The sequence below is a fragment of the Kitasatospora sp. NPDC057965 genome (assembly GCF_042887135.1).
GTDB lineage: Bacteria > Actinomycetota > Actinomycetes > Streptomycetales > Streptomycetaceae > Kitasatospora.
Window position 1 is genome coordinate 75,888 of record NZ_JBHVPZ010000013.1, and the last position, 24,823, is coordinate 100,710.

The 24,823-nt window shown below is 74.2% G+C and carries 22 protein-coding genes; 8 read left to right on the plus strand and 14 right to left on the minus strand.

Going from position 1 to position 24,823, the window contains the following annotated elements; translation table 11 throughout:
* Window positions 1-79 precede the first annotated feature (79 nt).
* Window positions 80-1,279, plus strand: coding sequence for a cytochrome P450 (locus ACFVVU_RS18565; RefSeq protein ID WP_387790954.1), 1,200 nt, complete (start codon window positions 80-82; stop codon window positions 1,277-1,279).
* Entirely contained in the window at window positions 1,272-2,540 is a 1,269-nt protein-coding gene (locus ACFVVU_RS18570; RefSeq protein WP_380688465.1) for an MFS transporter, read from the plus strand. Before ACFVVU_RS18565 ends, ACFVVU_RS18570 begins: the two co-directional genes overlap by 8 nt.
* Before the next feature lie 67 nt (window positions 2,541-2,607).
* Here the strand turns inward: ACFVVU_RS18570 and ACFVVU_RS18575 are convergent, their stop codons facing one another.
* Together ACFVVU_RS18575 and ACFVVU_RS18580 are read right to left on the minus strand one after the other, a co-directional pair.
* Window positions 2,608-2,871, minus strand: coding sequence for a hypothetical protein (locus ACFVVU_RS18575; protein ID WP_380683167.1), 264 nt, complete (start codon window positions 2,869-2,871; stop codon window positions 2,608-2,610).
* Between the two features lie 5 nt (window positions 2,872-2,876).
* Window positions 2,877-3,101 (minus strand): hypothetical protein, encoded by a 225-nt coding sequence (locus ACFVVU_RS18580; protein WP_387790956.1) that lies wholly within the window; start codon window positions 3,099-3,101, stop codon window positions 2,877-2,879.
* Between the two features lie 281 nt (window positions 3,102-3,382).
* Here ACFVVU_RS18580 and ACFVVU_RS18585 point away from each other — a divergent pair, with 281 nt between their 5' ends.
* The gene (locus ACFVVU_RS18585; protein WP_387790958.1) at window positions 3,383-4,369 is read left to right on the plus strand and encodes a LuxR C-terminal-related transcriptional regulator; all 987 of its coding nucleotides are present in this window, start codon (window positions 3,383-3,385) and stop codon (window positions 4,367-4,369) included.
* A gap of 4 nt (window positions 4,370-4,373) precedes the next feature.
* On the opposite strand, the gene ACFVVU_RS18590 is transcribed toward ACFVVU_RS18585, so the two are convergent.
* The gene (locus ACFVVU_RS18590) at window positions 4,374-6,464 is read right to left on the minus strand and encodes an acyltransferase domain-containing protein (RefSeq protein WP_387790960.1); all 2,091 of its coding nucleotides are present in this window, start codon (window positions 6,462-6,464) and stop codon (window positions 4,374-4,376) included.
* A 210-nt stretch (window positions 6,465-6,674) separates the two neighbouring features.
* On the opposite strand from ACFVVU_RS18590, the gene ACFVVU_RS18595 reads away from it, so the two are divergent.
* On the plus strand, window positions 6,675-7,622 hold the full coding sequence (locus ACFVVU_RS18595) for a zinc-binding alcohol dehydrogenase family protein (RefSeq protein ID WP_387790962.1): 948 nt from the start codon (window positions 6,675-6,677) through the stop codon (window positions 7,620-7,622).
* 31 nt (window positions 7,623-7,653) lie between these two features.
* Here ACFVVU_RS18595 and ACFVVU_RS18600 read toward each other — a convergent pair whose 3' ends face one another.
* From ACFVVU_RS18600 to ACFVVU_RS18640, 9 genes are all read right to left on the minus strand, one after another.
* The gene (locus tag ACFVVU_RS18600; RefSeq protein ID WP_387790963.1) at window positions 7,654-8,592 is read right to left on the minus strand and encodes an alpha/beta hydrolase; all 939 of its coding nucleotides are present in this window, start codon (window positions 8,590-8,592) and stop codon (window positions 7,654-7,656) included.
* Complete coding sequence (fabG, locus tag ACFVVU_RS18605) at window positions 8,592-9,296, minus strand: 3-oxoacyl-ACP reductase FabG (protein WP_380683173.1); 705 nt, start codon at window positions 9,294-9,296, stop codon at window positions 8,592-8,594. The genes ACFVVU_RS18600 and fabG overlap by 1 nt, the downstream gene beginning before the upstream one ends.
* A gap of 68 nt (window positions 9,297-9,364) precedes the next feature.
* A complete protein-coding gene (locus ACFVVU_RS18610) occupies window positions 9,365-10,600 on the minus strand; it encodes a beta-ketoacyl-[acyl-carrier-protein] synthase family protein (protein WP_387790965.1) in 1,236 nt (411 codons plus the stop codon).
* Window positions 10,597-10,839, minus strand: coding sequence for an acyl carrier protein (locus ACFVVU_RS18615; RefSeq protein ID WP_355361215.1), 243 nt, complete (start codon window positions 10,837-10,839; stop codon window positions 10,597-10,599). The genes ACFVVU_RS18610 and ACFVVU_RS18615 overlap by 4 nt, the downstream gene beginning before the upstream one ends.
* Before the next feature lie 75 nt (window positions 10,840-10,914).
* Window positions 10,915-11,955: a beta-ketoacyl-ACP synthase III gene (locus tag ACFVVU_RS18620; RefSeq protein ID WP_387790966.1), complete on the minus strand. Its 1,041-nt coding sequence runs from the start codon at window positions 11,953-11,955 to the stop codon at window positions 10,915-10,917.
* On the minus strand, window positions 11,952-13,535 hold the full coding sequence (locus ACFVVU_RS18625) for an FAD-dependent monooxygenase (protein WP_387790968.1): 1,584 nt from the start codon (window positions 13,533-13,535) through the stop codon (window positions 11,952-11,954). The genes ACFVVU_RS18620 and ACFVVU_RS18625 overlap by 4 nt, the downstream gene beginning before the upstream one ends.
* A complete protein-coding gene (locus ACFVVU_RS18630) occupies window positions 13,532-14,620 on the minus strand; it encodes a ketoacyl-ACP synthase III family protein (RefSeq protein WP_387790970.1) in 1,089 nt (362 codons plus the stop codon). Before ACFVVU_RS18630 ends, ACFVVU_RS18625 begins: the two co-directional genes overlap by 4 nt.
* Window position 14,621: 1 nt before the next feature.
* The gene (locus tag ACFVVU_RS18635; protein WP_380683178.1) at window positions 14,622-15,308 is read right to left on the minus strand and encodes an HAD family hydrolase; all 687 of its coding nucleotides are present in this window, start codon (window positions 15,306-15,308) and stop codon (window positions 14,622-14,624) included.
* Window positions 15,305-16,300 (minus strand): AfsA-related hotdog domain-containing protein, encoded by a 996-nt coding sequence (locus ACFVVU_RS18640; RefSeq protein WP_387790972.1) that lies wholly within the window; start codon window positions 16,298-16,300, stop codon window positions 15,305-15,307. The genes ACFVVU_RS18635 and ACFVVU_RS18640 overlap by 4 nt, the downstream gene beginning before the upstream one ends.
* Before the next feature lie 370 nt (window positions 16,301-16,670).
* Between ACFVVU_RS18640 and ACFVVU_RS18645 the strand changes: the two genes are divergently transcribed.
* The 3 genes from ACFVVU_RS18645 (at window position 16,671) to ACFVVU_RS18655 (ending at window position 22,119) form a co-directional block, all read left to right on the plus strand.
* Complete coding sequence (locus tag ACFVVU_RS18645; RefSeq protein ID WP_380683180.1) at window positions 16,671-19,976, plus strand: BTAD domain-containing putative transcriptional regulator; 3,306 nt, start codon at window positions 16,671-16,673, stop codon at window positions 19,974-19,976.
* Between the two features lie 245 nt (window positions 19,977-20,221).
* A complete protein-coding gene (locus ACFVVU_RS18650; protein ID WP_380683181.1) occupies window positions 20,222-21,106 on the plus strand; it encodes a BTAD domain-containing putative transcriptional regulator in 885 nt (294 codons plus the stop codon).
* A 98-nt stretch (window positions 21,107-21,204) separates the two neighbouring features.
* On the plus strand, window positions 21,205-22,119 hold the full coding sequence (locus ACFVVU_RS18655; protein WP_380690436.1) for a TIGR03560 family F420-dependent LLM class oxidoreductase: 915 nt from the start codon (window positions 21,205-21,207) through the stop codon (window positions 22,117-22,119).
* Window positions 22,120-22,189: 70 nt separating this feature from the next.
* On the opposite strand, the gene ACFVVU_RS18660 is transcribed toward ACFVVU_RS18655, so the two are convergent.
* Entirely contained in the window at window positions 22,190-23,785 is a 1,596-nt protein-coding gene (locus tag ACFVVU_RS18660; protein ID WP_387790975.1) for an MFS transporter, read from the minus strand.
* A gap of 173 nt (window positions 23,786-23,958) precedes the next feature.
* Between ACFVVU_RS18660 and ACFVVU_RS18665 the strand changes: the two genes are divergently transcribed.
* Window positions 23,959-24,291, plus strand: coding sequence for an ArsR/SmtB family transcription factor (locus tag ACFVVU_RS18665; protein ID WP_380683436.1), 333 nt, complete (start codon window positions 23,959-23,961; stop codon window positions 24,289-24,291).
* Here the strand turns inward: ACFVVU_RS18665 and ACFVVU_RS18670 are convergent.
* The gene (locus ACFVVU_RS18670; RefSeq protein WP_380683435.1) at window positions 24,278-24,706 is read right to left on the minus strand and encodes a PPOX class F420-dependent oxidoreductase; all 429 of its coding nucleotides are present in this window, start codon (window positions 24,704-24,706) and stop codon (window positions 24,278-24,280) included. The two genes, ACFVVU_RS18665 and ACFVVU_RS18670, sit on opposite strands and share 14 nt — an antisense overlap.
* Window positions 24,707-24,823: the final 117 nt, after the last annotated feature.

A 24,823-nucleotide genomic window follows, 5' to 3' on the forward strand; every position in this document is an offset into this window, starting at 1 on the left:
CCCCAGCCCCCAGCCCCCGGCCCCCAGCCCCCAGCCACCGCGTCCAACCCGTGCCCGAGCCCCAGCCCCAGGAGAGACCATGAGCACCGCGGTCGACGACGCCGCCGCCCGGATGTCCGCCTTCATCCGCGACCCCTACCCCACCCTCGCCCGGATCCGCGAGGCGGGCGCGGTCTCCGTCGTGGAGTTCGGCGAGGGCCTGCCGGTCTACCTGGTGACGCGCCACGACGACGTCCGCGCCGCGCTGATGGATCCCCGGTTCGGGCAGGACGTCCGCCGCAGCCAGGCCATCGCGAGCGGGCGGGGCTCCGCGCTGACGCTCGGCTCGGAGGTCGTCCACATGCTCAACAGCGACCCGCCGGACCACACCCGGCTGCGCCGCCAGATCCAGGGCGTCTTCACCCGCCGGCGGGTCGACCTGATGCGACCGCTGGTCGAGCGCATCGCCGGCGACCTGCTGGACGGGCTGCGCGGGCGGGAGACCGCCGACCTGGTGACGGACTTCGCCTTCCCGCTGCCGATCATGGTCATCTGCGAGCTGCTGGGCTTCCCCCCGGAGGACATGCAGGCCTTCCGCACCTGGTCGACGGCGATCCTCACCCAGGGCGGCGAGCTGACGTTCCAGCAGGCCACGGCCGAGCTCAACGACTACCTGCGGGAGCTGATGACCGCCCGGCGCGCGTCGCCGCGCGCGGACATCCTCACCGATCTGGTGCAGGCCGCCGACGCCGGCGAGCTCACCGAACAGGAGGTGTTCTCGATGGTCTTCCTGCTGCTGATCGGCGGCCACGAGACCACCGTCAACCTGCTCGGCACCGCCACCCTGGCCCTGCTCCACCACCCCGACCAGCTCGCCCGGCTGCGCGCCGATCCGGCGATGATGCCGGTCGCGATCGACGAGTTCCTGCGCTACGAGTCCCCGGTGAGCATGGCCACCCTGCGGTTCACCAACGCCGACGTGATGGTCGACGACGTGGAGATCCCGGCGGACGAACTGGTGCTGCTCTCGCTCGGCGCGGCCAACCGGGACCCGGCCCGCTTCACCGATCCGGACCGGCTGATCCTGGACCGCGGTGATCCGGGCCACCTGGCCTTCGGGCAGGGCCTGCACCGCTGCCTCGGCTCCTTCCTCGGCAAGCTGGAGAGCGAGGTCGCGCTGACCGGCCTGCTGGAGCGCTTCGGAACGATCGAGCTGGCCGCGGAGGAGGCGACCCTGCCCTGGCGCAACACCATCATGCTGCGCGGCCTGGAGTCGCTGCCGGTCTCGCTCGATGGCTAGCAGCACGGGGGCGGGGCGCGCGGCGGGTCGTGCGACGGGTCTGGCGCGGTTCCGGCCCCGGATCGGCGTCGCCCCGCTGCGCTCGCGCGGCTACCGGCTGCTGGTGATCGGGCAGGCCACCTCGGAGTTCGGCAACGCCTTCCAGGTGGTCGCCCTGCCGCTGCTGGTCTACTCCCTCGCCGGAGGCGCCCGCCAGCTGAGCCTGGTGGTCGCCGCCTACGGCGCGGGACGGCTGGCCGCCACCCCGCTCGGCGGGATCCTCGCCGACCGGTTCGGCGCCCGGCGGGTGATGCTGGCCGCCGACCTCGGCCGGCTGCTCGCCACCGCCGGGCTGTGCGCGGTCGCCGCCGGCGGGAGGGCGGACTTCTGGCTGATCGGCGCGCTCGCGCTGCTGGTCGGCCTCGGGGCGGGGGTGTTCCTGCCGGCTGCCTGGGCGATCACCCCGACCCTGCTGCCCGCCGAGGACCTGCACGCGGGCAACGCGCTGAACAGTACGGTCACCTTCGCCGCCGGGCTGGTCGGTCCGGCGGTGGCCGGCCCGCTGGTCGCCTGGCTGAACCCGGCCGCCGCCCTGGGACTGGACGCGGTGACCTTCGCGGTGTCGGCGGCGACGCTGCTGCTGATCGGTCGCGGCAGCCTCGTCGCCCCGCCCCGCCCGATCTCCGAACGGGCCTCGGTGCCACGGAACTTCCGCAGTCTGCTGCGGGAGTCACCGCTGCTGCGGGCGGTGCTGACGGTGACGGTGATCGCGAACCTGACGGTGGGCGGCGCCACCAGGGTCGCCCTGCCGGCGCTGGCCACCGGAGGATTCGCCGCCGGTGCCGTCGGGCTGGGCCTGCTGCTGGCCGCGTTCACCGGCGGTGCGCTGGTCGGCGGCCTGTTCGCGGCCGGCCTCACCGAGGTGCGCTCGCGCGGCCGCACGGCGATGCGCTCCGGCCTGGTGATGGGCGCGGCGATCGGGCTGGTGCCGTTCACCGGGCTGGTCGGTGCCGTGCTGCTGCTCTGCCTGGCGGGCGGCGCCAGCACGGTGACCAACGTCCTGGTCGTCACCGGCGTGCAGAAGAGCACCCCGCCCGCGCTGCTGGCCCGGGTCATGGCGGCCATCACCTTCTGCGGGCTGGGGGTCTTCCCGCTCTCGGTGATCGCGGCCGGCGCGGCGGTCGACGCGTTCGGGAGCCGGGGGGTGTTCGCGACGACCGGGCTCTGCCTGCTGGGCGCCTTCGGGTACGCGCTGACCAGGCGTGAGATCCGCGAGCTGTGAGGACGGCCGGGGTGGCCCAGGACGCCCGGGAGGCCCGCGGGGATCGCGGGCCTCCCGGGCCGGCAGGTCAGCGCGGTGGGGCCGCGGTCCAGCCGGGAACGCAGGAGAGGAGCCGGACCACGGCGTCACGGATCTGGTCGGAGTGGTCGGCGGGGTTGCCCCGGAAGAAGAGTCCGACGTCGAGTCCGTCGGGGCGGGGCCGGATCCGCATGTGCTCGATTCCGCTGCGCGGATCCAGGTGGGCCCAGAGGGTGTCGTGGATGCGCTCGGCGTCCATGGAGGTGGGGTGGGCGGAGTCCGGGTGACTCAGGACCAGGTGGAGGAAGCGCACCGCCCTCAGTCCCAGCCGATGCCGGTCGACGTCGGCTCCTGCGCCGCCGGAACGGACGGGACGGCGGACGGGGCGCCGGGTGCGGCGGCGGGCGCGACGGTCGCCCGGGGCCGGTACCGGCCGATGCCGTCACCCAGCACGGCCGTCGAGGCGGCACCGGTGCCGAGGGCGCCGACGGCGCACCCGGCCAGCAGGGCGGCCATCCCGGCGAAGCGAGCGGTCCTGGACATGGTTCTCCCCCGAATTCTCATGGCGCGGCCGGTGGTTCGGTCTCCCGGAGCGGATGCCGGTCCGGTGCTCCGGCGCCGGTGCTCCTCGTCCTCCCGGCGCCTGAGAAGAGACTGCCCTTCCGGATCCCGCAGCGGAACGCCGATCCACCGGCACCAAGCTGCCCGGCACCTTGGTGCCTCCGAACCGTCGAGCGTTGCAGCCCCGTGTCGGCTGCTGGAAGAATCACCGGTCGCACGGGCCGATCGGTCGGGGAAGCGACGCGCACGGGGGTGCGGCCATCATGCTGCTGGGTGTCCTGGGCCTGGAACCGGTGGTGGAGCAGGTCTACGCGACGCTGCTCGACCGTCCGCAGTCCGATCTGGCCGGGTTGGTGGAGATCACCGGGCTGACCGGGTCGCAGGTGCGCGGCGCGCTCGACGAACTGGCCGACCGCGCCTTCGTCCGGCCGTCCCGGGAGACGGCGGGCGGGTTGCGGGCGGTCAGTCCGCAGCTCGCCCTGGACCTGCTGCTGCGCCGGCAGGAGGCCGAACTGGCCCGCCGGACGCAGCAGCTGGCGGAGGGGCGGGCCGCGGCGGCGGAGGCCGTCGCGGCCTACGGGTCGCTCGCCCCCAGCGCGGTGGTGAACGGGGCGGAGCGCCTCGTCGGTCTGGACGCCATCGAGGCCAAGCTGGAACTCCTCACCAAGGAGCTGCGCCACGAGTGCCTGTCCGTCATGCCGGGCGGCGCCCAGTCGCAGGCCAGCCTGGACGCCTCCCGCCCGCTGGACGCCGACGCGCTCGCCCGCGGGGTCGCCATCCTGACGCTCTACCAGGACAGCGTCCGCAACGATCCGCCGACCCACGCCTACGCGCACTGGCTGACCGCGCTCGGCGGTGAGGTCCGCACCGCGCCGCTGCTGCCGCCCCGGATGCTGATCTTCGACCGCGAGGTCGCCGTCGTCCCCATCGACCCCGGCGACACCAAGGCCGGCGCCCTGTGCACCCGCGAACCGGGCATCGTCGCCGCACTGGTCGCGGTCTACGAGCACACCTGGGCCACCGCCGTACCGCTGGGCGCGGCCGCCCGCGAGAACGAGGAGGGTCTGACCGCCGCGGAACGCGAACTGCTCACCCTGCTCGCCCGGGGCCTCACCGACGACGCCGCGGCCAAGCGCCTGGGCATGGGCCTGCGCACGGTCCGCCGGCAGATGGCCGGGCTGATGGAGCGCCTCGGTGCCACCAGCCGTTTCGAGGCCGGCCTCAAGGCCGCCCGGCGCGGCTGGCTGTAGCGGATCACCCGGGAAGGCCGTCCGTCGCGGCGAGCGGGTCGGCGAGCGGTCCGGCGAGCAGGTCGACGGGCAGGTCGACGGGCAGGACCGGGTCGGGGCGGTGGCCGGCGGCGGGGCCGAAGACGGCCGGCCAGTCCGGTTCGGCGCCCAGGGTGAAGAGCGTGGCGACGGCGGTGAGCAGGGTGGCCCGTTCGGGAAGGCCGGCGCGCAGCGCGTGGGCGAAGCCGCCCTCGGGGGCGGCCGTCCGTGCGAAGGCGCTGAGCACGGGCGCGGGCCCGAGTTCGAGGAAGGTGCGCACACCGTGCTCCGCGAGCCAGCCGATGCCCTGGGCGAAGCGCACGGGGCGCCGGATGTGCGCGACCCAGTAGCCGGGGTCGCCGAGCTCGTCGGCGCCCGCCGGGCGGCCGGTGAGGTTGGAGACGACCGGGATCCGCGGGGCGCGGTAGTCCACGGCGCTCGCGGCGGCGCGGAACTCCTCCAGGATCCCGTCCATGTGGAGTGAGTGGAAGGCGTGGCTCACCCGCAGCCGGGTGGTCTTGACCCCCGTGGCGGCCAGCGCGGCGGCGACCGCCTCGGCCTGCTCCTGCTCGCCGGAGATCACCGTGGCGCCGGGTGAGTTGACGGCCGCGACGTCGACCCGGCCGCCGCCGTGGCGGCCGATCGCCTCGGCGACGGCGGCCTCGTCCGCGGCGATCGCGATCATCGCCCCGCCGGCCGGCGCGGACTGCATCAGCCGGGCCCGGGCCGCGACCAGTTCGCAGGCGTCGTCGAGTGTGAACACTCCGGCGACATGGGCGGCGACCAGTTCGCCGAGGGAGTGACCGATCACCTGGCCGGGGGTCAGCCCCCAGTCGGTGACCAACCGGAACAGGGCCGTCTCCAGGGCGAACAGGGCGGGCTGCGCGTACCGGGTGAGGTGGAGCAGCGCGGCCGGCTCGGAGCCCTGGGGCGCGAACATCACCTCCAGCAGGGGCCGTTCGAGGTGCCGGTCGAAGCGGGCCGCGATCTCCTCGATCGCGGCGGCGAACACCGGGTACCCGGCGTGGAGTTCGCGGCCCATGCCGGGCCGCTGGCTGCCCTGGCCGGTGAACAGGAACGCCGTCGGCCCGGCACCGGCGAGGGCGGCCGGGACGGCGTTGGGCGCGAAGCCGTCCTCGGCGAGCGCGGTCAGGGCGGCCAGCGCCTCGCCGCGGTCGGTGGCGACGAGCGCGGCCCGGTGCGGCCGTGCGGCGCTCCCGGTCCCGGTATCGGAGGTCGCGGTCGCGAGTGCGAACGCCGCCGCGCCCAGGTCGAGTTCGGGGTGCTGCTCGACGTGGTCCCGCAGCCGCGCGGCCTGCCGGGCGAGCCCGGCGCCGTCCTCGGCGGACAGTACCCAGGGCAGCGCGCGCGGGGGAGCGGCGACGTACTCGGCGAGGACGCCGTGGAACAGGTCCAGGAACTCGGCGCGGTTGTCGCGGACGAAGAAGTGCCCGCCGTCGACCTCGTGCAGGCGGAAGCCGGACGTCGTGCGCTGCGCCCAGCCGGTCGTCCGGTCGCGGTGCACCAGCGGGTCGGCGGTGCCCGCGAACACGTGGATCGGGCACGGGAGCCGGGGGGCGGGATCGTCCCGGTGCGTGCGCCACACCGCCAGGTCGTCGCGGAGCGCGGTGGTCACGGAGTCGACCCAGTCGGGGTAGGCGAGCACCTCCCGCGGCATTCCGGTGATCTCCAGGACGAACTCGATGAGGGCGTCCTCGTCGAGGTCCAGGGACTCCAGCGTGTGGGCCGCCTCCGGAGCCGGGAACGCCCCGACGAACAGCGCCTCGGGGGTGCGCAGGCCGCGGGCGGCGCGGCGGCGCACCAGCTCGTAGCCGACCAGGCCGCCGAGGCTGTGCCCGTACACCAGGTACGGGCCGGTCAGCAGCGGTGCGAGGCCCTCGTCGAGCCGGCCGATCAGTTCGTCGAGGTCCGCGGCCCGCGGCTCGCCGCCGCGGCCCGGCAGGTTGACCGGGACGACCTCCAGTTCCTCGCCGAGGCGGTGCTGCCACCCGGAGAACAGGGAGGCGTCGCCCCCTGCGTGGTGGAAGCAGACGAGTCGCATCGGAATCCCGGCCATCTCTATTCCCTCCTCGCGCTCGGACGCCTGGGATTCACTCTTTCGAAGGGCTCTAAAGCGCTGTACAAGGCATGGTCATGACTGCGTGTTTAAACTGGATCGAACACTCGGGATTCCCGGTCGCGGTCACCGGGGGAGTCCACCACCGATGGGAGCACTATGCGCGCGGTCGGTTTCACCTCACCCGGCGGGCCGGAGGCACTGCGGGTCATGGAGGTGCCCAGGCCGGCCCCGGGCCCGGGCCAGGTCCTGCTCGAAGTCGCCTACGCGGGCGTGAACTTCGCCGAGGTCTACCGCCGCCGGGGCTGGGCGCGGACCAACGGCGAGGCGGTGGTGCCCGGGCTGGAGGTCTCCGGGACGGTGGCCGGCTGGGGCGCGGGCGTCGACGGGCTGTCGGTGGGCGACCCGGTGGCCGCGCTCACCCACGACCGGGTCGGGGCCAGCGGCGGGTACGCGCAATTCGCGGTCGCTCCGGCGGAGTTGGTGTACCCGCTGCGCACCCCCGCCGGTGAGGTCGACCTGCTGGCGGCGGCCGCGCTGCCGTGCACCGTCACCACCGCGTACGGTCTGCTGGCGGCGGGCCGGCTCGCCCCCGGGGAGGACGTGCTGATCCACGCCGCACTCGGCGGCGTGGGCAGCACCGCGGCCCGGGTCGCCCGCCTGCTCGGGGCCCGGCGGGTGCTGGGCACGGTCGGCACGGCGGCCAAGCTCGACCGGCCCGAAGCCGCGGGCTACGACCGGCTGTACCTGCGCGAGGACCTCGACGGCTGGGTGCGGCCGGACGGCCCGGACGGCGGCTTCGACCTGATCCTCGACTCGATCGCGGGCCCGACCACCGAGGCGAGCCTGCGGGCGCTGCGCACCCTGGGCCGGGTGGTCGTCTACGGCAACCCGGGCGGCCACGACGACACCCGGCTCTCCGCCCAGGAGCTCTGGCTCTCCTCGCGGGCCGTGGTCGGCTACAACCTGGGGGAGATCGCCGTTCGCGCCCCGCATCTGCTGCGCGAGCAGGCGCTGGCCGCCGCCGGTCTGCTGGCGGACCGGCGGCTGACCGTCGACATCGGCGAGGTCCTGCCGCTGGAGGAGGCGCGGGAGGCCCACCGCCTGCTGGAGAGCGGGGCCAGCGTCGGCAAGCTGGTGCTCCGGCTGGCGAACTGAGCCGAGCCGAGCCTCCCGCGGCGGATGTCCGCTAGTCCGCCGCGCGCAGCAGCCCTCCGATCCGCTCGGCGAAGCCCCGGTTGGCCGCGGCGGCGGCCGCGCTCACCCGGTCCATGTAGAAGAAGCCGTGCATCAGCCCCTCGCCCCGGGACACGGTCACCGGGACGCCGGCCTCCCGCAGGCGCCCGGCGAGCGTCAGCGCCTCGTCGTGCAGCACGTCGAACTCCGCCAACTGGAAGAGCGCCGGGGGCAGTCCGTCCACCAGTGGTGCCCGCGCCGGGGTGGCCTCGACCGGCGGATCGGTCAGCCGCTCGCCGAGGTACTGCGTCCAGAACCACTTGGCGTTGACGCGGGTGAGCGCGTACCCGTGGGCGTAGCGCCGGTACGAGGGCGTGTCGAAGTCCGCGTCCAGGGACGGGGTGATGACGGCGAGGGCCCGCAGCCTGCCCGGCCGCGTCCGGGCGAGGCCCACGGCGGCGCCGACGGCCAGTGCGCCGCCGGAGCTGTGCCCGCCGACGCCGATCCGCCCGGGGTCGGCGCCGAGTTCGGCCGCGTGGTCCACGGCCCAGGCCAGGGCCGCGGCGGCGTCCTCGTTGGGGAGCGGGAAGGGGTGCTCGGGGGCCGAGCGGCACTCGACGGCGAGCACCGCGACCTGCGCGGTGGCGGCGATCCGCCGCACCGGGGTGTCCTCCACCTCCAGGGAGTTGGCCACGAACCCGCCGCCCACCACGAACACCAGCAGCGGCAGGGCCTGCTCGGGCCGCGGGTGGTACAGCCGGGCCCGGATCGTCGTGCCGCCGGGGCCGGGGACGCCGATGTCCTTGACCTCGGCGACCTCCGGTCCCTCCAGCGCCACCTCCATCCAGCCGTCCACGGCGGTCCGCACCTCGGGGACCGTGAAGTCGTGGAAGTCGACCTCCCCCTCGGGTGCCGAGTCGAGGAACGCCCGCATCTCCTCGTGCAGTGCCATCAGTACCCCATTCCCAGTCCGCCGCTCACCGGCAGGACCGCGCCCGTGATGTACCGCGCCCGTTCGTCCGCGAGGAAGCGGACGGCCGCGGCGACCTCCTCGACCGTGCCGGGGCGGCCCAGCGGTGTGGCCGCCAGCAGTTCCGCGCGCCGCGCATCGGTGATCGCGGCGGCCATGTCCGTCTCGACCATGCCGGGCGCGACCACGTTGGCGGTGATCCCGCGTGGCCCCAACTCCCTTGCCAGTGAACGCGCCAGACCGATCAAGCCGGTCTTGGAGGCGGTGTAGTTGGCCTGCCCGGGCGCGCCCGCCATGCCGACGGCGGAGGAGATGAACACCATCGTCCCGCGCCGTCGGCCGAGCATGCCGAGTGCCGCCCGCCGGGCGACCCGGAAGGCGCCGGCGAGGTTGGTCTCCAGCACCGCCAGGAAGTCGTCGTCCGACAGCGTGAGCGACAACCCGTCACGGGTGATGCCCGCGTTGGCGACCAGCACCTCGACCGGGCCCTGCCGGGCCTCGACCGCCGTGAAGGCCTCCTCGACGGAACCGGCGTCCGTCACGTCGCAGCGCACCGCGAAGAACTTCCCCTCCGGTGGATCGGAGCGATGGGTGACGGCCACCTCGTCCCCCGCGTCCGCGAAGGCGTGGGCGATGGCCAGGCCGATCCCCCTGTTCCCACCTGTCACCAGTACCGAACGACTCACTGCTTCCTTCCCTCTCCGTATTCCCTGCTCGGGGTCAGGGGCTGTCTTGGAACTCGCCCGCAGGGCGGTCAGCCGCGCCCCAGGACCAGGACGCCGTTCTGTCCGCCGAAGCCGAAGGAGTTGCTCACGGCCACCTCCAGCGGCGCCTTCCGGGCCTCCTTCGCCACCACGTCGATCTCGATCCGGTGGTCCAGGCTCTCCAGGTTGGCGGTCGGCGGCACCAGGCCGTCCTCCAGCGCCAGCACCGTGTACACGGTCTCGATGGCGCCGGCCGCGCCCAGCGCGTGCCCGGTGACCCCCTTGGTGGAGGTGACGGCCGGCCGCTCGCCCAGCACCCGGCGCAGCACCCGGGCCTCCGTCACGTCGTTGAGCGGGGTGGACGAGCCGTGCGCGTTGACGTGGTCGACCTCGCCCGGGCCGACCCCGGCGTCGGCCAGGGCGGCGCGCAGGGCACGCTCCGCCCCCTCGCCCTCGGGGTGCGGGGCCGACGGGTGGTGGGCGTCGGCGGAGGCTCCGTAGCCGAGCACCCGGGCCCGTACCCGGGCCCGGCGTGCCCTGGCGTCCGCCAGGCGCTCCAGCACCACCACGCCGGCGGCCTCGGCCACCACCATGCCGTCGCGGCCGGTGTCGAACGGCCGCGAGGCGGCGGCCGGGTCGTCGACGCGGCGGGAGAGCGCGCCCATCTGGGCGAGGCCCGCCATGGTCATGGGGGTGACCGGGGCGTCCGCGCCGCCGGCGATGACGACGTCGCAGGCTCCGGAGGCGAGCAGCTGTCGGGCGGTGCCGATGGCGGTCGGGCCGGAGGCGCAGGCGGTCGCGGTGACCAGGTTGGGCCCCCGGGCGCCGAGTTCGATCGCGAGGTAGGCCGCGATCATGTTCACCGGTGCCATCACCCACACCAGCGGGGAGATCCAGGCCGGGCCCTCCTCCAGGGTCTTGCGGTGCTCGGCCTCCAGGGTGCCCATGCCGCCCATCGAGGTGCCCAGGACGACGCCCACGCGGGCGCCGTCCCAGGTCGCCGGGTCGAGCCCGGCGTCGGCCACCGCCTCGCGCGCCGCCACCAGGGCGAGCTGGCTGACCCGGTCGAGCTTCCAGGCCTGGCCGGGCGCGAAGTGATCGTCCGCCCGGTAGGCGGCGGCCCGGCAGGAGATGTCCACCGGGAGACCGGCGAGTTCCGGGTCCGTGGCGGCGGTCGGGGCGCCGGAGAGTACGCGCTCCCAGTTGCCCGGCACACCGAGCCCGGCCGGGGAGACCAGCCCCAGGCCGGTGACGGCGGTCTCCTGACGGGAGGTCGGTGCGCTCACTTGACCGCCGCCCCCTTGGACTCGATCAGCTCGACGATCTCGGCCACGGTGTGGGCGGAGGTGATCTCGTCCGGGGCGAGCGGCACGCCCAGCGCCTTCTGCAGGGTCAGCGTCAGTTCGACCGTGACCAGCGAGTCGATGCCCAGCTCGTTCAGGGTGCCGCCGGTCTCGATCCGGGCCGCCGGGACGCCGTAGCGGGAGGTCAGGATGGCGGTCAGGTCCTCGGTGATCTTGCTCATGTCGGTGACTCCTCGGTCGGAAGAACAGGTGCGGATGCGGATGTGGATGTGGTTCTGGGAGCGGCTTCCGTGGGTTCAGGAGTCCGCCGGGGCCGGGGCGAGGCCGGGCCATTCGAAGGCGGCGGCGCCCCAGGTCGCGCCGCCGCCGTAGGCCGTGACCAGGACGTGGTCGCCCTTGCTCAGCCGCCCGGCGTCGACGGCGTCGGCGAGGGCGAGCGGGATGGAGGCGGCGGCGGTGTTGCCGACCCGGTCGATGTTGGCCACCAGGCGCTCGGTGGGCAGGTCGAGCTGCTCGGCGACGGCGTGCAGGATCCGCAGGTTGGCCTGGTGGCCCACCACGGCGTCGACGTCCTCGACGTCCCAGCCGACCCGGCCCAGGACCTCGCGCGAGGACTCCGTCATCTTCAGCACGGCCTCCCGGAAGGTCTCGCCGCCGATCATGCTGAAGTACCGGTCCCCGTCGGCGACTTCCGCGTCGGCGCCGGGGCCGCGCAGCGGGCGGGCGGAGCCGCCGGCCCGGACCGTGATCAGGTCCGCCCTGGTGCCGTCGCTGCCGAGGCCGAGGCCGAGCAGGGCGCCGGGCTCCCCGTGCTCGCCGGCCCGCAGCAGCACCGCCCCGGCGCCGTCGCCGAAGACGGCGAGGGTGGTGCGGTCCCGCGGGTCCAGGAGGGTGGAGAAGGTGTCGGCGGCCACCACCAGCACGTGCTCGGCGAGCCCGGCGGCGATGTGCCCCTGCGCCGCGGCGAGCGCGTACAGGAAGCCGCTGCACACCGCGTTGACGTCGTAGGCGGGGATGCCGCCGAGGCCCAGCCTGGCCGCGACGTCGGGCGCGGTGGCCGGGCAGGGCCGGTCCGGCGTGGTGGTCGCGAGGATCAGCAGGTCGGCGCGGGCCGGGCGGCCGCTGGTCGCGGCGGCCGAGGCCAGGGCGCGCCGGCCGGCCCGCTCCGCGAGGTCGCCGGTGGCGGTGCCGGGGTCGACGACATGGCGCTGCCGGATGCCGGTCCGGGTCCGGATCCACTCGTCGGAGGTGTCGAGGCGCTGGGCGAGTTCGTCGTTGGTCACCACCCGTGGGGGCAGTGCGGCCCCCACACCGGCGAGGACGGCGGCACGGGTCATCGGGCACCTCCGGTCGGGGTCGGTTCCTGGGGACGGTCGGGCCGGTCGGGCCGCACGCCCAGCCGGTGGAGGGCGCGGACGACGGCGTCCGGGTCCTCGGGCGGCACCGCGGCGGCCAGGTGGCCGTCCGGCCGGACCACCACCGCGAGCGGGCTGCTGCCGAGGGCGGCGCGCAGTCGGCGGCGGACCAGGGCGTCCGGTTCGACGACCGGGGCCAGTCCGGCGAGCTCCTTGAGCAGCCGCTCCTTGACGCGCTCCCAGTCGGCCGGGCGGGTGCGCCCGGGCCACAGCAGGACGCCGGGTTCGTCGCGGGCGATCAGCCGGCGCCCGTTGACCGGGGTGAGCGGCAGCGGCACCCGGTCGCCGGCGCGCAGGCCGGGCGCCTCGGAGCGGCTGGAGGCCGGGGTGTCGTAGCGGACGCCGAGCTGGCTCACCAGGGGGGTGACGCTGCGGCGCAGCAGTCCGGCGCGGTGGGCGAGGTGGAACAGGCCGTCCCGCAGCAGGATCCGCTTCGGGGTGCGGGCCATGCCCCACTTGGTCTGCGCGGTGGTGGTGCGGGCGACGAAGTGGGCGGCCGCCCGGCGCTCGTGGTCGTAGTGGTCGAGGACGTCCTCGTGCAGGCTGCCGTCGACGACGCCGGCGAGCCGCCAGCCGAGGTTGACGGCGTCCTGGATGCCGGTGTTCATGCCCTGGCCGCCGGCGGGGCTGGTGATGTGGGCGGCGTCGCCCGCCAGCAGGCAGCGGCCGACCCGGAAGGTGGCGGCGATCCGGCACCGGGCCCGGAAGACGGCGCTCCAGCGCAGTTCGCCGACGACGGGCTGCCCCGGGGCGCGGGCGTCGACGGCCTGCTGGAAGACCTCGCGGCCGGGCGGCGGGGTGCCGGGCTCCTGGTGGGGGACGGTGATGGCCAGTCGCCAGACGCCCTCGCCGAACGGGCCGAGGGCGAGGCCGCCGTCGGGGGAGTAGCAGTAGTAGGTCAGGTCGTCGTCCGGCGCGCCGCTGACGGGGGCGTCGGCGACGGCGAAGCTGACGTCGACGACATCGCCGTCGAACTCCACGCCGAGCAGCTGCCGGGTGGTGCTGTGCGCGCCGTCCGCGCCGACCAGCCAGTCGCTGCGGACGGTGCGGACGGTGCCGGCGTCGTCCTCCAGGGTGGCCAGCACGCTGCCGTCGGGCGACGTCCGGTCGAGGGCGGTGAGCCGCAGGCCGGACTCGATGGTGCCGCCGAGTTCGGCGAACCGGGCGCGCAGCACCTCCTCGACGGTGTTCTGGGAGATGACCAGGGCGAAGGGGTAGCGGGTCGTGCCGCCCATCGGGACCTCGCCGATCCGGCGGCCCCGGGAGTAGTAGCCGACGCCGGAGACCGGGTGGCCGTGGCCGATCAGGCGCCGGGTCACGTCGGTGCGGTCGAGCAGTTCCATGATCCTCGGCCAGAGCACATTGGCCCGCGAGTGCCGGGTGAAGCGCCGTTCGGCGTCCACCAGGCGTACCCGCGCGCCGCGTTGCAGCAGCTCGCAGCCGGTCACCAGGCCGACCGGCCCGGCGCCGACGATCAGTACGTCGGTGTGCGTCCCGCTCATCGGGTCTCCTCCTTCGCTTCGTCGGCGGGGGTCGGTGCGGCGGGGCGGGTGCGCCGGGCCGTCAGCCGGGTCACCAGCACGCCGGAGTAGGCGAAGCCGGCGCCCGCGTTGAGCACCAGTCCGCTCTCGCCGGGGGCGAGTCGGTCGACCAGGTCGGCGATCCCGGCCAGGGCGTCGCCCGGTCCCAGGTGCCCGGTGCGGTGCCCGACGGACAGCGTCGGCGCGCTCGTCACCTCGGCGATCGCCGGCACCCAGGCCTGGCGGAGCGTCTTGGCGCCCAGGCGCGGCAGCACCACATGGGCCGGCCGGTCGGCGTCGGCGGTGAGGCCGGCGTCGGCCAGACAGTCCCGGACGACCGCCCGGACCATCTCGCGGGTGGTCGTGGTGAAGGCGTCCAGGCCGTGCCGGCTCAGGTAGGACTTCTTCGCGCGCCGGATGTCCACCCGCTGGTCGGGCCACAACGGGGCGGGCCCGAAGGGGAGTTCGCCGCGGTGCAGCAGCTCCAGCCGCGGGGCGGAGTGCGTCACCAGCGCGCGCAGCCGGAACAGGTCGCGCCCCTCGTCCAGCGGCCCGACCAGCGCGGCGGTGGCGCTGTCGCCGTAGACCAGCGAGTAGTCGGCGTTCCAGCGGTCGAAGGCGGGGGGCGTGAAGCGGTCCGCGGTGGTCACCAGCGCCCGGTCCACCGCGGGGTCCGCGGCGATCCGGGTCGCGGCGACCTCCAGTGCGGCGACGGCGCCGTTGCACACCTGCTGCACGCCGATGGGCTGGGCCCGCTCGGCGCCGAGCGCGGAAGCGAGGTAGTGCGGGGCGGACCACACGTCGTGGCCCTGGTGGTACATCCAGGAGTGGGCGATCAGCCCGAGGCCGTCACCCGGCCAGCCGGCGTCGGCGAGGACGGTGCGGGCGGCTCGCAGGGCCATCTCGGGCGGCGCCTCGGCGGTGGCGACCGGGACCTCCCGGTAGCCGAGGTCCTCGACGTCGTCCGGGTCGAGCCGGCCCTGGGCGAGGGCCTGCCGCGCGCTCTCGCGTGTGGGCGGGAAGTAGGCCTCGACGGCGGCGATGCCCAGTTCGGTGGCGAGGCGCATCTCAGGCCCCCGGCGCGGACCGCGCCAGCCGCGGTTCGAGCCGGCGGATGGCCTGCTCGGCGTCGGTGAAGTGGACGGCCTGCCAGCCGGCGGCCCGGGCGCCCGCGCAGTTCTTCTCCAGGTCGTCGACCAGCACGCACCGGGCCGGGTCGACGCCGGCCCGTTCGGCGGCGAGCGCGAAGATCTCCGGCTCGGGCTTGCGGCTGCCCACCTCGAAGGACATCACCAGGTCGTCGAAGAGGCCCTCGGGCGGGACCATCCGGCGCCAGTGGACGTCCCAGGCGGGCGGCATGTTGGACAGCAGCCCGACGAAGACGCCGTCGTCGTGCGCGGAGCGCAGCCACCGCTCCCAGGCCGGGTTGCCGCTGCGGCCCCCGAACCAGCGGTCGGCGAAGCCGGAGAGGTCGGTGCGCACGCCGTACTCCTCGGCGAGCACCGCCTGGACCTCGGCGGCCCAGACGTCCTCGGTCACCAGGGGCGTGTCCAGCGGGCCCATCGGGTCGGTGCCGTAGCGCTCGCCGACGATCCGCATGGCGCCCTGGAACTGTTCGGGGGTCATGCCCTGGCGGGCGCAGAACACCGCGGTGTCCTCGGCGACCGGCGGGGTGAGCACGCCCCCGAAGTCGGTCCAGACGGCGGAGACGGTGCCGGCCGCGAGACCGGTGGCGGGGCTGTCGGGCGTCGTCATGCGTTCCTCCTGGCGGCCGTGACGGGCGCGTAGGTGATGCCGAGGTCGGCGATGGTCCGGTCGTGCTGGCGCACCTCGACCGCCGCCGTGCCCTCGGGCGTCGCTCCCTCGGGCGCGGCGGCGCCGCCGGGGGCTTCGGGGATGCTCAGCAGGACGGGCGCGTCGAGCTCGGCGAACCGGCTGAAGGTGCCGGTGAAGCCGGTCAGGGCGAGTCCGGCGGCGGGTGCGCCGGTGGCGCGGGCGTGCCGGGCGAAGCACAGCTGGCGGGCCGCGTCGGTGAGGATCAGCGCGGTGAAGTGGTCGTTGGGGTGGACGAAGAGCGTGGGGTGGCGCAGCGGGACGGCCAGTCGGGCCTCCCGCACCGGGGCCGTCGCGCAGAGGCCGGCCACGAGGACGTTCTCCGCCCGGGCACGGCCGACCTGCGCGGGCGGCGCGGGGGAGTCGGCGGGCCGGTCGGGCAGCGCGTCCGACCGCGGCGGTGGTCCGCCGTACTGCAGCGTGCGCAGGGCCCGGTACTCCGTCGCGCCGGCGTAGACGACGCCGATGACGGCCTCGCCGACCTCCGCGCGGCCGGCGCTGAGGGCGATCCGCCAGCGCACCGAGCGGACGGTGCCGGCGCGCTGCACCTGGTTCTCCGCGGTGATGCGCAGGGTCAGCCCGCCGTCGCCGTCCTCGAACAGCCGCTGCGCGGCGGGGTGGGTGCGGACCTCCCAGTCGGTCACCAGGAAGGCGGTGCTGAGCGGCAGTTCGAAGGCGGTGTGGGCGAGATAGCTCCCGGCCTGGCGGCAGGCCTCCAGCAGCACCAGCGGATCGGCGCCCCGGGGATTGTCCGGAAGGTCGTTGTAGTAGGGGTGCCGGCGGGGCAGCCGGGCCGTTGCGGTGAATTCGTGTTCCCCGGCCGGCCGGGCGTCGACGAGGAAGACCTCCGTCTCGGCACCGCGGTGCACCAGCGCACCGATGTCGGCCGCCGGAAGAACGTTCCCTGCGGTCATCTGAAATGCCCCCCCTCGTTGATCTCAGCTCGATGAAGCCGCGGGCACGGCGACCCTCGCGAGTCGGTGGCGGCGCGGTGGACCCATGCTCGCAGCGGGCATGCAAGGGCCACTCAAGCCGCGGCCTAGGCGGTCCGGCGGCCGCGCCGCCACACACAACCGAAATGACGCGTTCACGCCGGACGTCAAGTTCCGGCCAAAGGTGGCCGGCCGGTTTAGCGGAGAAACAGCCGGTCGTGCAGGAAAGCTGCGATTCGAAGGCGCCGGAATGTGACGCGGGTCATATTTGCGTGTCCATGTCATTTGCCATGATGTTTTCTTGCCCGACGGCCGACCCGTCGGCCTCCCGCAAGTTCCCAGGGGGATTCACGTGTTAACTTTCCAGCTGCTCGGGCCGCTAAAAGTAGCGGTCGATGACCGGCCGGTCCAGATCAATGCCAAGAAACCACGCATTCTGCTCGCCGCACTCCTGCTCGGCGGAAATCGCGGAGTCAGCAACGACCGGCTCGTCTCGCTCCTGTGGGATGGCGAGGAGCCTCCCAAGAACAGCCGCGGCGCCCTGCACATCCACATCAACCGCCTGCGTCGTACGCTGACCGACGCCGCGGGCGCGGGCGGCGACCTCATCCGCACCACCCCCGACGGCTACGCCATCGACGTCGGCGCCGACGAGCTGGACATCCTCCGCTTCGAACAACTGGAACACGAATTCCGCAGGCAGCGCGGCCGCATCGGCCCGCAGGCCGAATCCGACCTGGCCGAGGCGGCGCTGGCGCTGTGGCGCGGGCCGGCGCTCTGCGACATTCCCAGCGAGCGGGTCCGCCGACGGATCGCGGCGCAACTCGCCGAACGCCGGCTCGCCCTGCTGGAATGCCGATTCGAGCTGAAACTGCGCACCGGCTCCCAGGAGGAGGCGATCGGCGGAATCCGCAGCGCCCTGATCAATTACCCGCTGCACGAGGTGCTGTGGGCACAACTCATTCGCGCGCTCTACGAGACCGGCCGCAAGGCGGAATCACTGGAGGCCTATCGAGCGCTTTCCCGGACGCTCGCCGAGGAGGCCGGAATCGATCCCGGCCGGGAACTCCAGGAATTGCACCGGAGCATCCTGGACGACTCCTACGCGCCCCCCGGGGCGTACCCGGCCGTCACGCCGCCGGAGTCGGAACCCGACCACGACGGCGCACCGATCGCCCCCCACAGCTGGACCGAACTCTGCCAGCTCCCGCCCGTCGTCGCGGACTTCGTCGGCCGCGAGGAACCGCTGGAGCAGGTGGCCGCCCTGCTGAAGGGCAACGCTGCGGGCAGCGCGTTGCCCATCGTGGTGGTCACCGGCCCGGCCGGCGTCGGCAAGACCGCGCTCGCCGTCCGGGCGGCCCACCAGGTGCGCTCGCACTTCCTCGACGGCCAGTGGTTCGTCCGCTTCGACGGCGCCGACCGGCCCGAGTCCCCGTCCGAGGTGCTGGCCGAGCTGCTGCGCCGCTCCGGTGTCTCCAGCGCCGCCATCCCCTCCGACGTCGAATCGCGCGCCGCCCTGTTCCGGGCCCGGCTGGCCGACCGGCGCGTCCTGCTGCTGCTGGACGACGTCCGCGACGCCGAGCGGATCGTCCCGCTGCTGCCCGGGACCTCCAGCTGCACGGTGCTGATCACCAGCCGCAGCAACCTGACCGAGCTGGTCGCCCTGCACGGCGCCCGGCTGGTCCCGCTGAACGTGCTCACCGCGGGCGAGGCGGAGTCGCTGCTGGGTACCGTGCTCGGCCCGGGGCGCTCCGCCGCCCGGCGGGAACTCGCCGAACTCGCCGAGCTCTGCGCCCACCTCCCGCTCGCCCTGCGCGTCGCCGCCGCCAGCCTGCTGTCGAGACCCCGGCTGCCGCTGCGCACCTACGTCGAGGAACTGCGCCACGGCAACCGGGTGGCAAAACTGACCGTGGGCAGCAACCGGCGCGCCGCCGTGCAGGCCGCCTTCGACCTCTCCTACCACGCCCAGACCCCGCGCGCGCAGCGGCTCTTCCGCACGCTGGGGCTGGTCCCGGTGCGCGACTACACCGCCGCCTCCGCCGCCGCGCTGCTCGACCTGTCCGTCCCCGACGCCGAACTGCTGCTCCAGGACCTCGCCTTCGCCAGCCTGCTGGAGGAGCACCTGCCCGGCCGCTACCGCTTCCACGAGCTGATGCAGATCTACGCCGCCGAGCGGGCGCGCGAGGAGGACGCCCCGCAGGCCCGCCGGGCCGCCGAGCTGCGGCTGTTCGGCTGGTACCTGCACAGCGCGGCCTCGGCCGTGGTCCCGCGCTACCCGGGCATGATCCGGCTGTCGCCCGCCGAGCGGCCCGCAGCCGTCCACCCGCTGTCCTTCGCCACCGACGAGGCGGCCCTGCAGTGGCTGCTGGTGGAACGCGCCAACCTCATCACCGTCATCGCCTGCGCCGCCGCCCGGGACTCCCGGCAGGCCCACGAGATCGGCTGGCTGCTCACCGATGTGCTGCGCGGCTACTTCTGGTCGGGCTGGAACGGCAACGAGTGGAAGACGGCCGCCGGTTGGGGCCTCGCGTCCGCCCGCAAGGCCGGCGATCCGCCCGCCCAGTGGGCGATGAACTACAGCCTGGGCCTGGCCAACTACCGCAGCGCCGACTACGGCCGTTCCCACGCGCACCTGACCGAGGCCCGCGACCTCGCCGCGCGGCACGGCCTGCGCGCCTTCGCCGCCGAGACCAGCAACGCCCTGGGCCTCCTGCTGCTGGCCCAGGGCCGGCTGGGCGAGGCCGCGCGGGAACTGGAGGGCGGCCTCGATCTGGAACGCGAGCTGGACCTGCCGATGGCGGAGGCCAGGGCCCGGCGCCACCTGGGCAGCGTCGAGCACGCGCGCGGCCACTTCGACAACGCCCTGGCCCAGTTCGCCCGGGCGCAGGAGATCGACCGGGAGCACGGGGTCGAGTTCACCAGGTCGGAGAACCTGGGCCGGATCGGGCTCACCCTGTGCGCCCTCGGCCGGCCCGAGGAGGGACTGCGCGCGCTCTGGCTCGCGCTGCGCACCAGCCACGACCTGGGCGGGCGGTTCGACCGCGTCGCCGCCCACGCACGGCTCGCCGTCGGACAGCTGATGGAACGCCAGCCGAAGATCGCGACCGAGCACGCGCGGGCCGCCGAGATGCTCGCCAAGGACCTCGGCGACCAGATCGTCTCGGCCGACGCGTACAACATCCTGGCGTCCTGCAGCCGGATGTCGGGCCGGCTGGACCTGGCGGAGCAGGAGCACGAGCGGGCCGCCGAGCTGGCCGCCCTCGCCGGGCACGCGCAGTCGGCCGTCGAGGCGCTGTTCGGGCTGGCGCTGATCCGCATGGAGCGGCGCCTCCCGGAGGAGGCGCTGGACTGCCTGGCCCGGGCGATGGGGGCCGCCCGCGGGGACCGCCTGGTGCTCTGCGAGGCGCAGAGCCTGCTGCTGCGCTCGATGGCCTTCTGCGCGATGGGCGCCTGGCCGGACGCCGTGCGGTCGGCGACCGAGGCCGTACGGGCGTACCACGCGCTCGGCGGCACCTGCGGCGAGGAACGCTCGCGCGAACTGGTCCGCCAGGCCGAGTTGCGGATGTTCGACCTGACGCGGTTCCTGCGCTCGGCGCCGCGGATCGTCCCGCTGGCCACCACCGTGCTGGCGCAGTCGGCCTGCGGCTTCGACAGCTGAGCCGGGGCGCGTCCGGTACCCGGACGCGCGTGCGGGGGCCCGGCGACCAGGGGTTCTCGAATGCAAGAGCGATGAAAGCGACCCGACATCGCCGTCTGACACCTTGGAAACCGTTCAGCTCGGGAGCACAGCGTCGTGCCCCCCGTTGTCTGTGCCCGGCTCGGCGGCACATCCACCACGGGCCATCAGTCAGCAAGGAGGTTGTGCTCGTGTCCCCTTCGGCGTCCGTCCTCCACAGGAGCGACGTGTTCGGCTCCATCCACACCGCCGGTCAACCCCCGGTGCGCATCCAGGTGCTCGGCCACTTCCAGGCCGCGGGGGACCACGGCTGCGCGACGCCCAGCGCGCCGAAGGTGAGACAGGTCCTCGCACTGCTCGCCGTCAATGCCCACCAGGTGGTCCCGGTCTCCGCGATCTTCCGGGAGCTGTGGCCCGAGGAGGCCCCGCGCACCGCGCTGCGGACCGTGCAGACCTACCTGGGGCAGCTGCGCAAGCTGCTGGCCGACGCCACCGGCCTGCCCACCGCCGTGGTGGCCAAGGACATGCTGGTCACCGAGGGCCGCGGCTACATGCTGCGCGGCGGCGCGGTGACCCTCGACACCCGGGAGTTCGAGCGCCTGGTGAACCGGGCGCGCAGCGCCGCGGCGGCCCAGGACCACGCCAAGGCCGCCATGCTGTTCACCTCGGCGCTCGCCCTGTGGCGCGGTCCGGCGCTCGCCAACGTCCAGGCCGGCCCGCTGCTGCACGCCCACGTCGGGTCGCTGGAGGAGTCGCGGCTCAGCGTCGTGGAGCAGTGGATCGCGGCGAAGCTCGCGCTGCAGCAGCACCAGGACGTACTGGGCGACCTCACCGCGCTGGCGGTGCAGCACCCGCTCAACGAGGGTCTGCACGCCCAGCTGATGACGGTCCTGCACCGCTGCGGGCGGCGTGCCTCGGCACTGGAGGTCTACCAGCAGCTGCGCACCCGGCTGATCGAGCACATCGGCCTGGAGCCGTCCTCCCAGGTCAAGGCGCTGCAGCAGGTCATCCTGGCCGGCGACCACCTGCCCGAGGCCGTCACGGCGCTCGGCGGGGCGGCGTCCCGGCGGCTGGCCGACCGCGGCCGGCGGGGCCTCGCCCGCCCCGCGTGACGTCTCCGGCCGGGCCGGCGCGACCCCGCGCCGGTGCCGGCCGGCGGTTCCCCACCTTTCCCCGCCCTTTCCTTCCTTCCTTTCACGAGAGGCCGTTCATGCGTCTGCGCATCCACACCGAGCCGTCCCAGGGCGCCTCCTACGACACCGTGCTGAAGGTCGCCCGGACCGCCGAGGAGCTCGGCTTCGACGCGTTCTTCCGCTCCGACCACTACCTGAAGCTGGGCGACGTGGACGGCCTGCCGGGCCCGTCCGACGCCTGGGTGACCCTGGCCGGTCTCGCCCGGGAGACCTCCCGGATCCGGCTCGGCACGCTGGTCACCCCCGTCACCTTCCGCTGGCCGGGCCAGCTCGCGATCCAGGTCGGCCAGGTCGACCACATGGCGGGCGGCCGGGTGTCGGTGGGCATCGGCACAGGCTGGTACGCCGCGGAGCACGCCGCCTACGGAATCCCCTTCCCGGCCAAGCGGTTCGGGCTGCTGGAGGAGCAGCTGGAGATCGTCAAGTCGCTCTGGGAGACGCCGCCCGGCGGCAGCTACGACTTCAAGGGCGAGCACTACCAGCTGACCGGCGCGGTGGCGCCGCTGCGGGCCGGTGACGGCCGGCCGCAGATCATCGTCGGCGGGGTCGGCACCGGCCGGACGCCGGCGCTCGCCGCGAAGTACGCCGACGAGTTCAACACCGCCTTCGTCGCCCCCGAGCGGGCCGCCGAGCTGTACGAGCGGGTGCGCGAGGAGTGCCTGGCGGTGGACCGTGACCCGCGGTCGCCGGAGTTCTCGATCATCCAGACCGTGTGCGCGGGCAGGGACGACGCCGAGGTGAAGCGCCGCGACGAGGCGTTCAGCGAGACCCTGGACGGCAACGCGCTGCGCGGCACGCCGGCCGAACTGGTCGACCGGCTGGGCCGGTTCGCCGAGGCCGGGGCGCAGATCGCCTATCTGCGGGTGCTCGATCTGCAGGACCTGGACCACCTGGAGCTGATCGCCTCCGAGGTCCTGCCGCAACTGGCCTGAGCCCGTCGCGGGACGACGCCGAGGGGCCGCCGGATCTCCGGCGGCCCCTCGGTCGTGGTGGTCGGCGCTCTCAGTCCGCGGCGTGGGCCACCTCGGCGGTGCGCGGCAGCGCGTTCTCCTCGGGGGCGCCGGCCACGGCGCCACGCGGCTCGCGCAGCAGCAGCGCGACGACCACGAAGGTGACGGCGCACAGCGCGGCCAGCACCCAGAGCAGGCCGTGGAAGCCCTGGGCGAAGGCCGAGGCGGCGGTGTCGGCGAACGCGCCGCGCTGCGAGGCGGGTTCGACGGTCTCGACGGCGCTCTTCAGCTCGCCCTGGTTCATCAGGTTGGCGAGCGCGGCCGGGTCGTCGGCGTAGCGGCTGCTGAAACCGCCGAGCTTCCCGCTCACCTCGGACTGGGTGAAGCTGACCAGCAGCGAGCCGGCGACCGCGATGGCGATGGTCTCGCCGGCCAGCCGGACGGTGTTGAACATGCCGGCCGCCATGCCGGCCCGGGAGACCTCGACGCTGCTCACGGCGGCGCCGTCCAGCAGGCCGAAGGAGAGGCCGACGGCGATGCCGATCAGGGCCAGCGGGGGCAGCAGCGTCAGGTAGCCGACGCCGGGCTCCAGCACGGTCAGCCAGGCGAGGCCGACGGCGGTGAGGATCACCGTGAAGGCGATCTGCACCTGGGCGGGGATCCAGCGGGTGGCGTAGCCGGCGATGGTCGGGAAGAACAGCGTCAGGCCGGTGAGCATGATCAGGATGAGCCCGGCCTGCTGGGCGCTGACGCCGTCGGCGGCGATGAAGTACGAGGGCAGGTAGACGGCGAGCGGGGTGAACCCGAAGACCACCGGGATGGTGGCGAGCGAGACGCCGACGAACTTGCGGTGCTTGAGCAGGCCCAGGTCGAACATGGGCTCCGACTGGCGCTGCTCGACCACGCCGAAGAGGACCAGCAGGACGACGAAGCCGATGAAGCTGCCGAGCACCAGCGGGCTGCTCCAGCCGGCCTGCGGGCCCTCGACCAGGCCGAGGATCAGCAGCAGCAGCGCGAGGGTGAAGGTGATGGTGCCGGGCCGGTCGACCTTGCTCGCCGCCGGGTTGCGGGAGTCCGCGAGGGTGGGCGTGAGCAGCAGCACGACCAGGCCGATGATCGCGGGCACCAGGAAGACGGAGCGCCAGCCGAGGTTGCTGGTCAGCAGGCCGGCGATGCTGGGACCGAAGGCGAGGCCCAGGCCGATCGAGGTGCCGAAGAGGCCGAAGGCTCGGGCGCGGGCCGGCCCGTCGAAGGCGTGGGCGAGGATGGCGCTGCCGCTGGTGGTCGCCGCGGCCGCGCCGATGCCGGCCACCGCGCGGGCGAGGTCGAGGACGAGGATGTTCGGCGCCAGCGCGGAGATCAGGGCGCCGCCTCCGAACAGCACCAGGCCGACCTGGAACACCTTGCGGCGGCCCACGAGGTCGGCGATCGAGCCGCTGGCGAGCATGAAGCCGGCGTAGGTCAGGTCGTAGCCGTTGACCACCCACTGCCCCGCCGCCAGGGAGTTGCCGAGGTCGGAGCCGATCGACGGCAGCGCGACCGACGCGCCGGTGATGGCCAGCGGGAACAGGACCACGGTGAGGCAGATGGCGAGGAGCGTCAGCCCCGGCCGGCGGACGTCGTCCTGGGGTAAGGCGGTCGAGGTCATGGGCGTCTTCCTTCGTTGACGGGCGGCCAGGACGGGACCGGCCGGGTAAGGTGTACGACATGAATCAAACAGATCCTAGGAGTGTACGATCCCGCTCAAACACCACTTCGCGCAAGTCGGATGCGAAAGTCACCGCGCGGGCCGCCACTCTGACGCACCGTCATCCACGTGACGTGCCGTTGCTGACGGTGCTCCAGGCGGTCGCCGATCCGGTACGGCTGTCCCTGCTGCGGCAGCTCGCGGCCGCCGAGCCCGCCGAACTCGCCTGCGGCACCTTCGATCTGCCGATCCGCAAGTCCGGGCTGAGCCACCACTTCACCGTGCTGCGGCAGGCCGGGCTACTGCTGCAGCACGACGACGGTTCGCGCCGCCTCAACCGGCTGCGCCGGGCGGAGTTCGACGAGCAGTTCCCCGGCCTGCTGGACCTGGTCCTGGCGGACCGTCCGCTCACCGAGCCGCCGGCCGACGAACTGCCGCCCGTCGACGCGGCGGTCACTGGAACGTGACGTGCCGCGGCGTCATCCGGTAGACGACGCGGGACGGCGCGTCCGGCGGGACCGTCGCGTCCTCCACTCCGTAGCGCTTCGCCAGCCGCAGGAACGTCGACGCCGCCGGGTCCGGCTCCACCAGGTCGACCTGGCCCCGGATCTCCAGATAGCGGTAGGGCTGCTCCGGGTCGATGACCGAAACCGCCACCGCGGGATTCTCCTGGATGTTCAGGTACTTCCGCCGCAGCGTCGAATTGGTGAACCACAGGTGGTTCCCATCCCATTCGAACCAGGTCGGGTTCACCTGGGGGGAACCGTCCGGCCGGACCGTCGCGAAATGCGCGAAGAGCGGCCGCTCCAGCAGGTCTCGATGGCTCTCAGGAATCACGGGGACTACCCTTCTCTCCGCGCGTTCGGACGGAACTCCCGACATCGGTCGAGATCCTGACGAACCGCGGTCCGGCCTGTCCAGCAAGGCCGGAGCGGCCTCGGGTGATCCTTGTGCGGGCCTTGTGCGCCGGCGCCTAGCCTCGGTCGAAACGTCATCGTG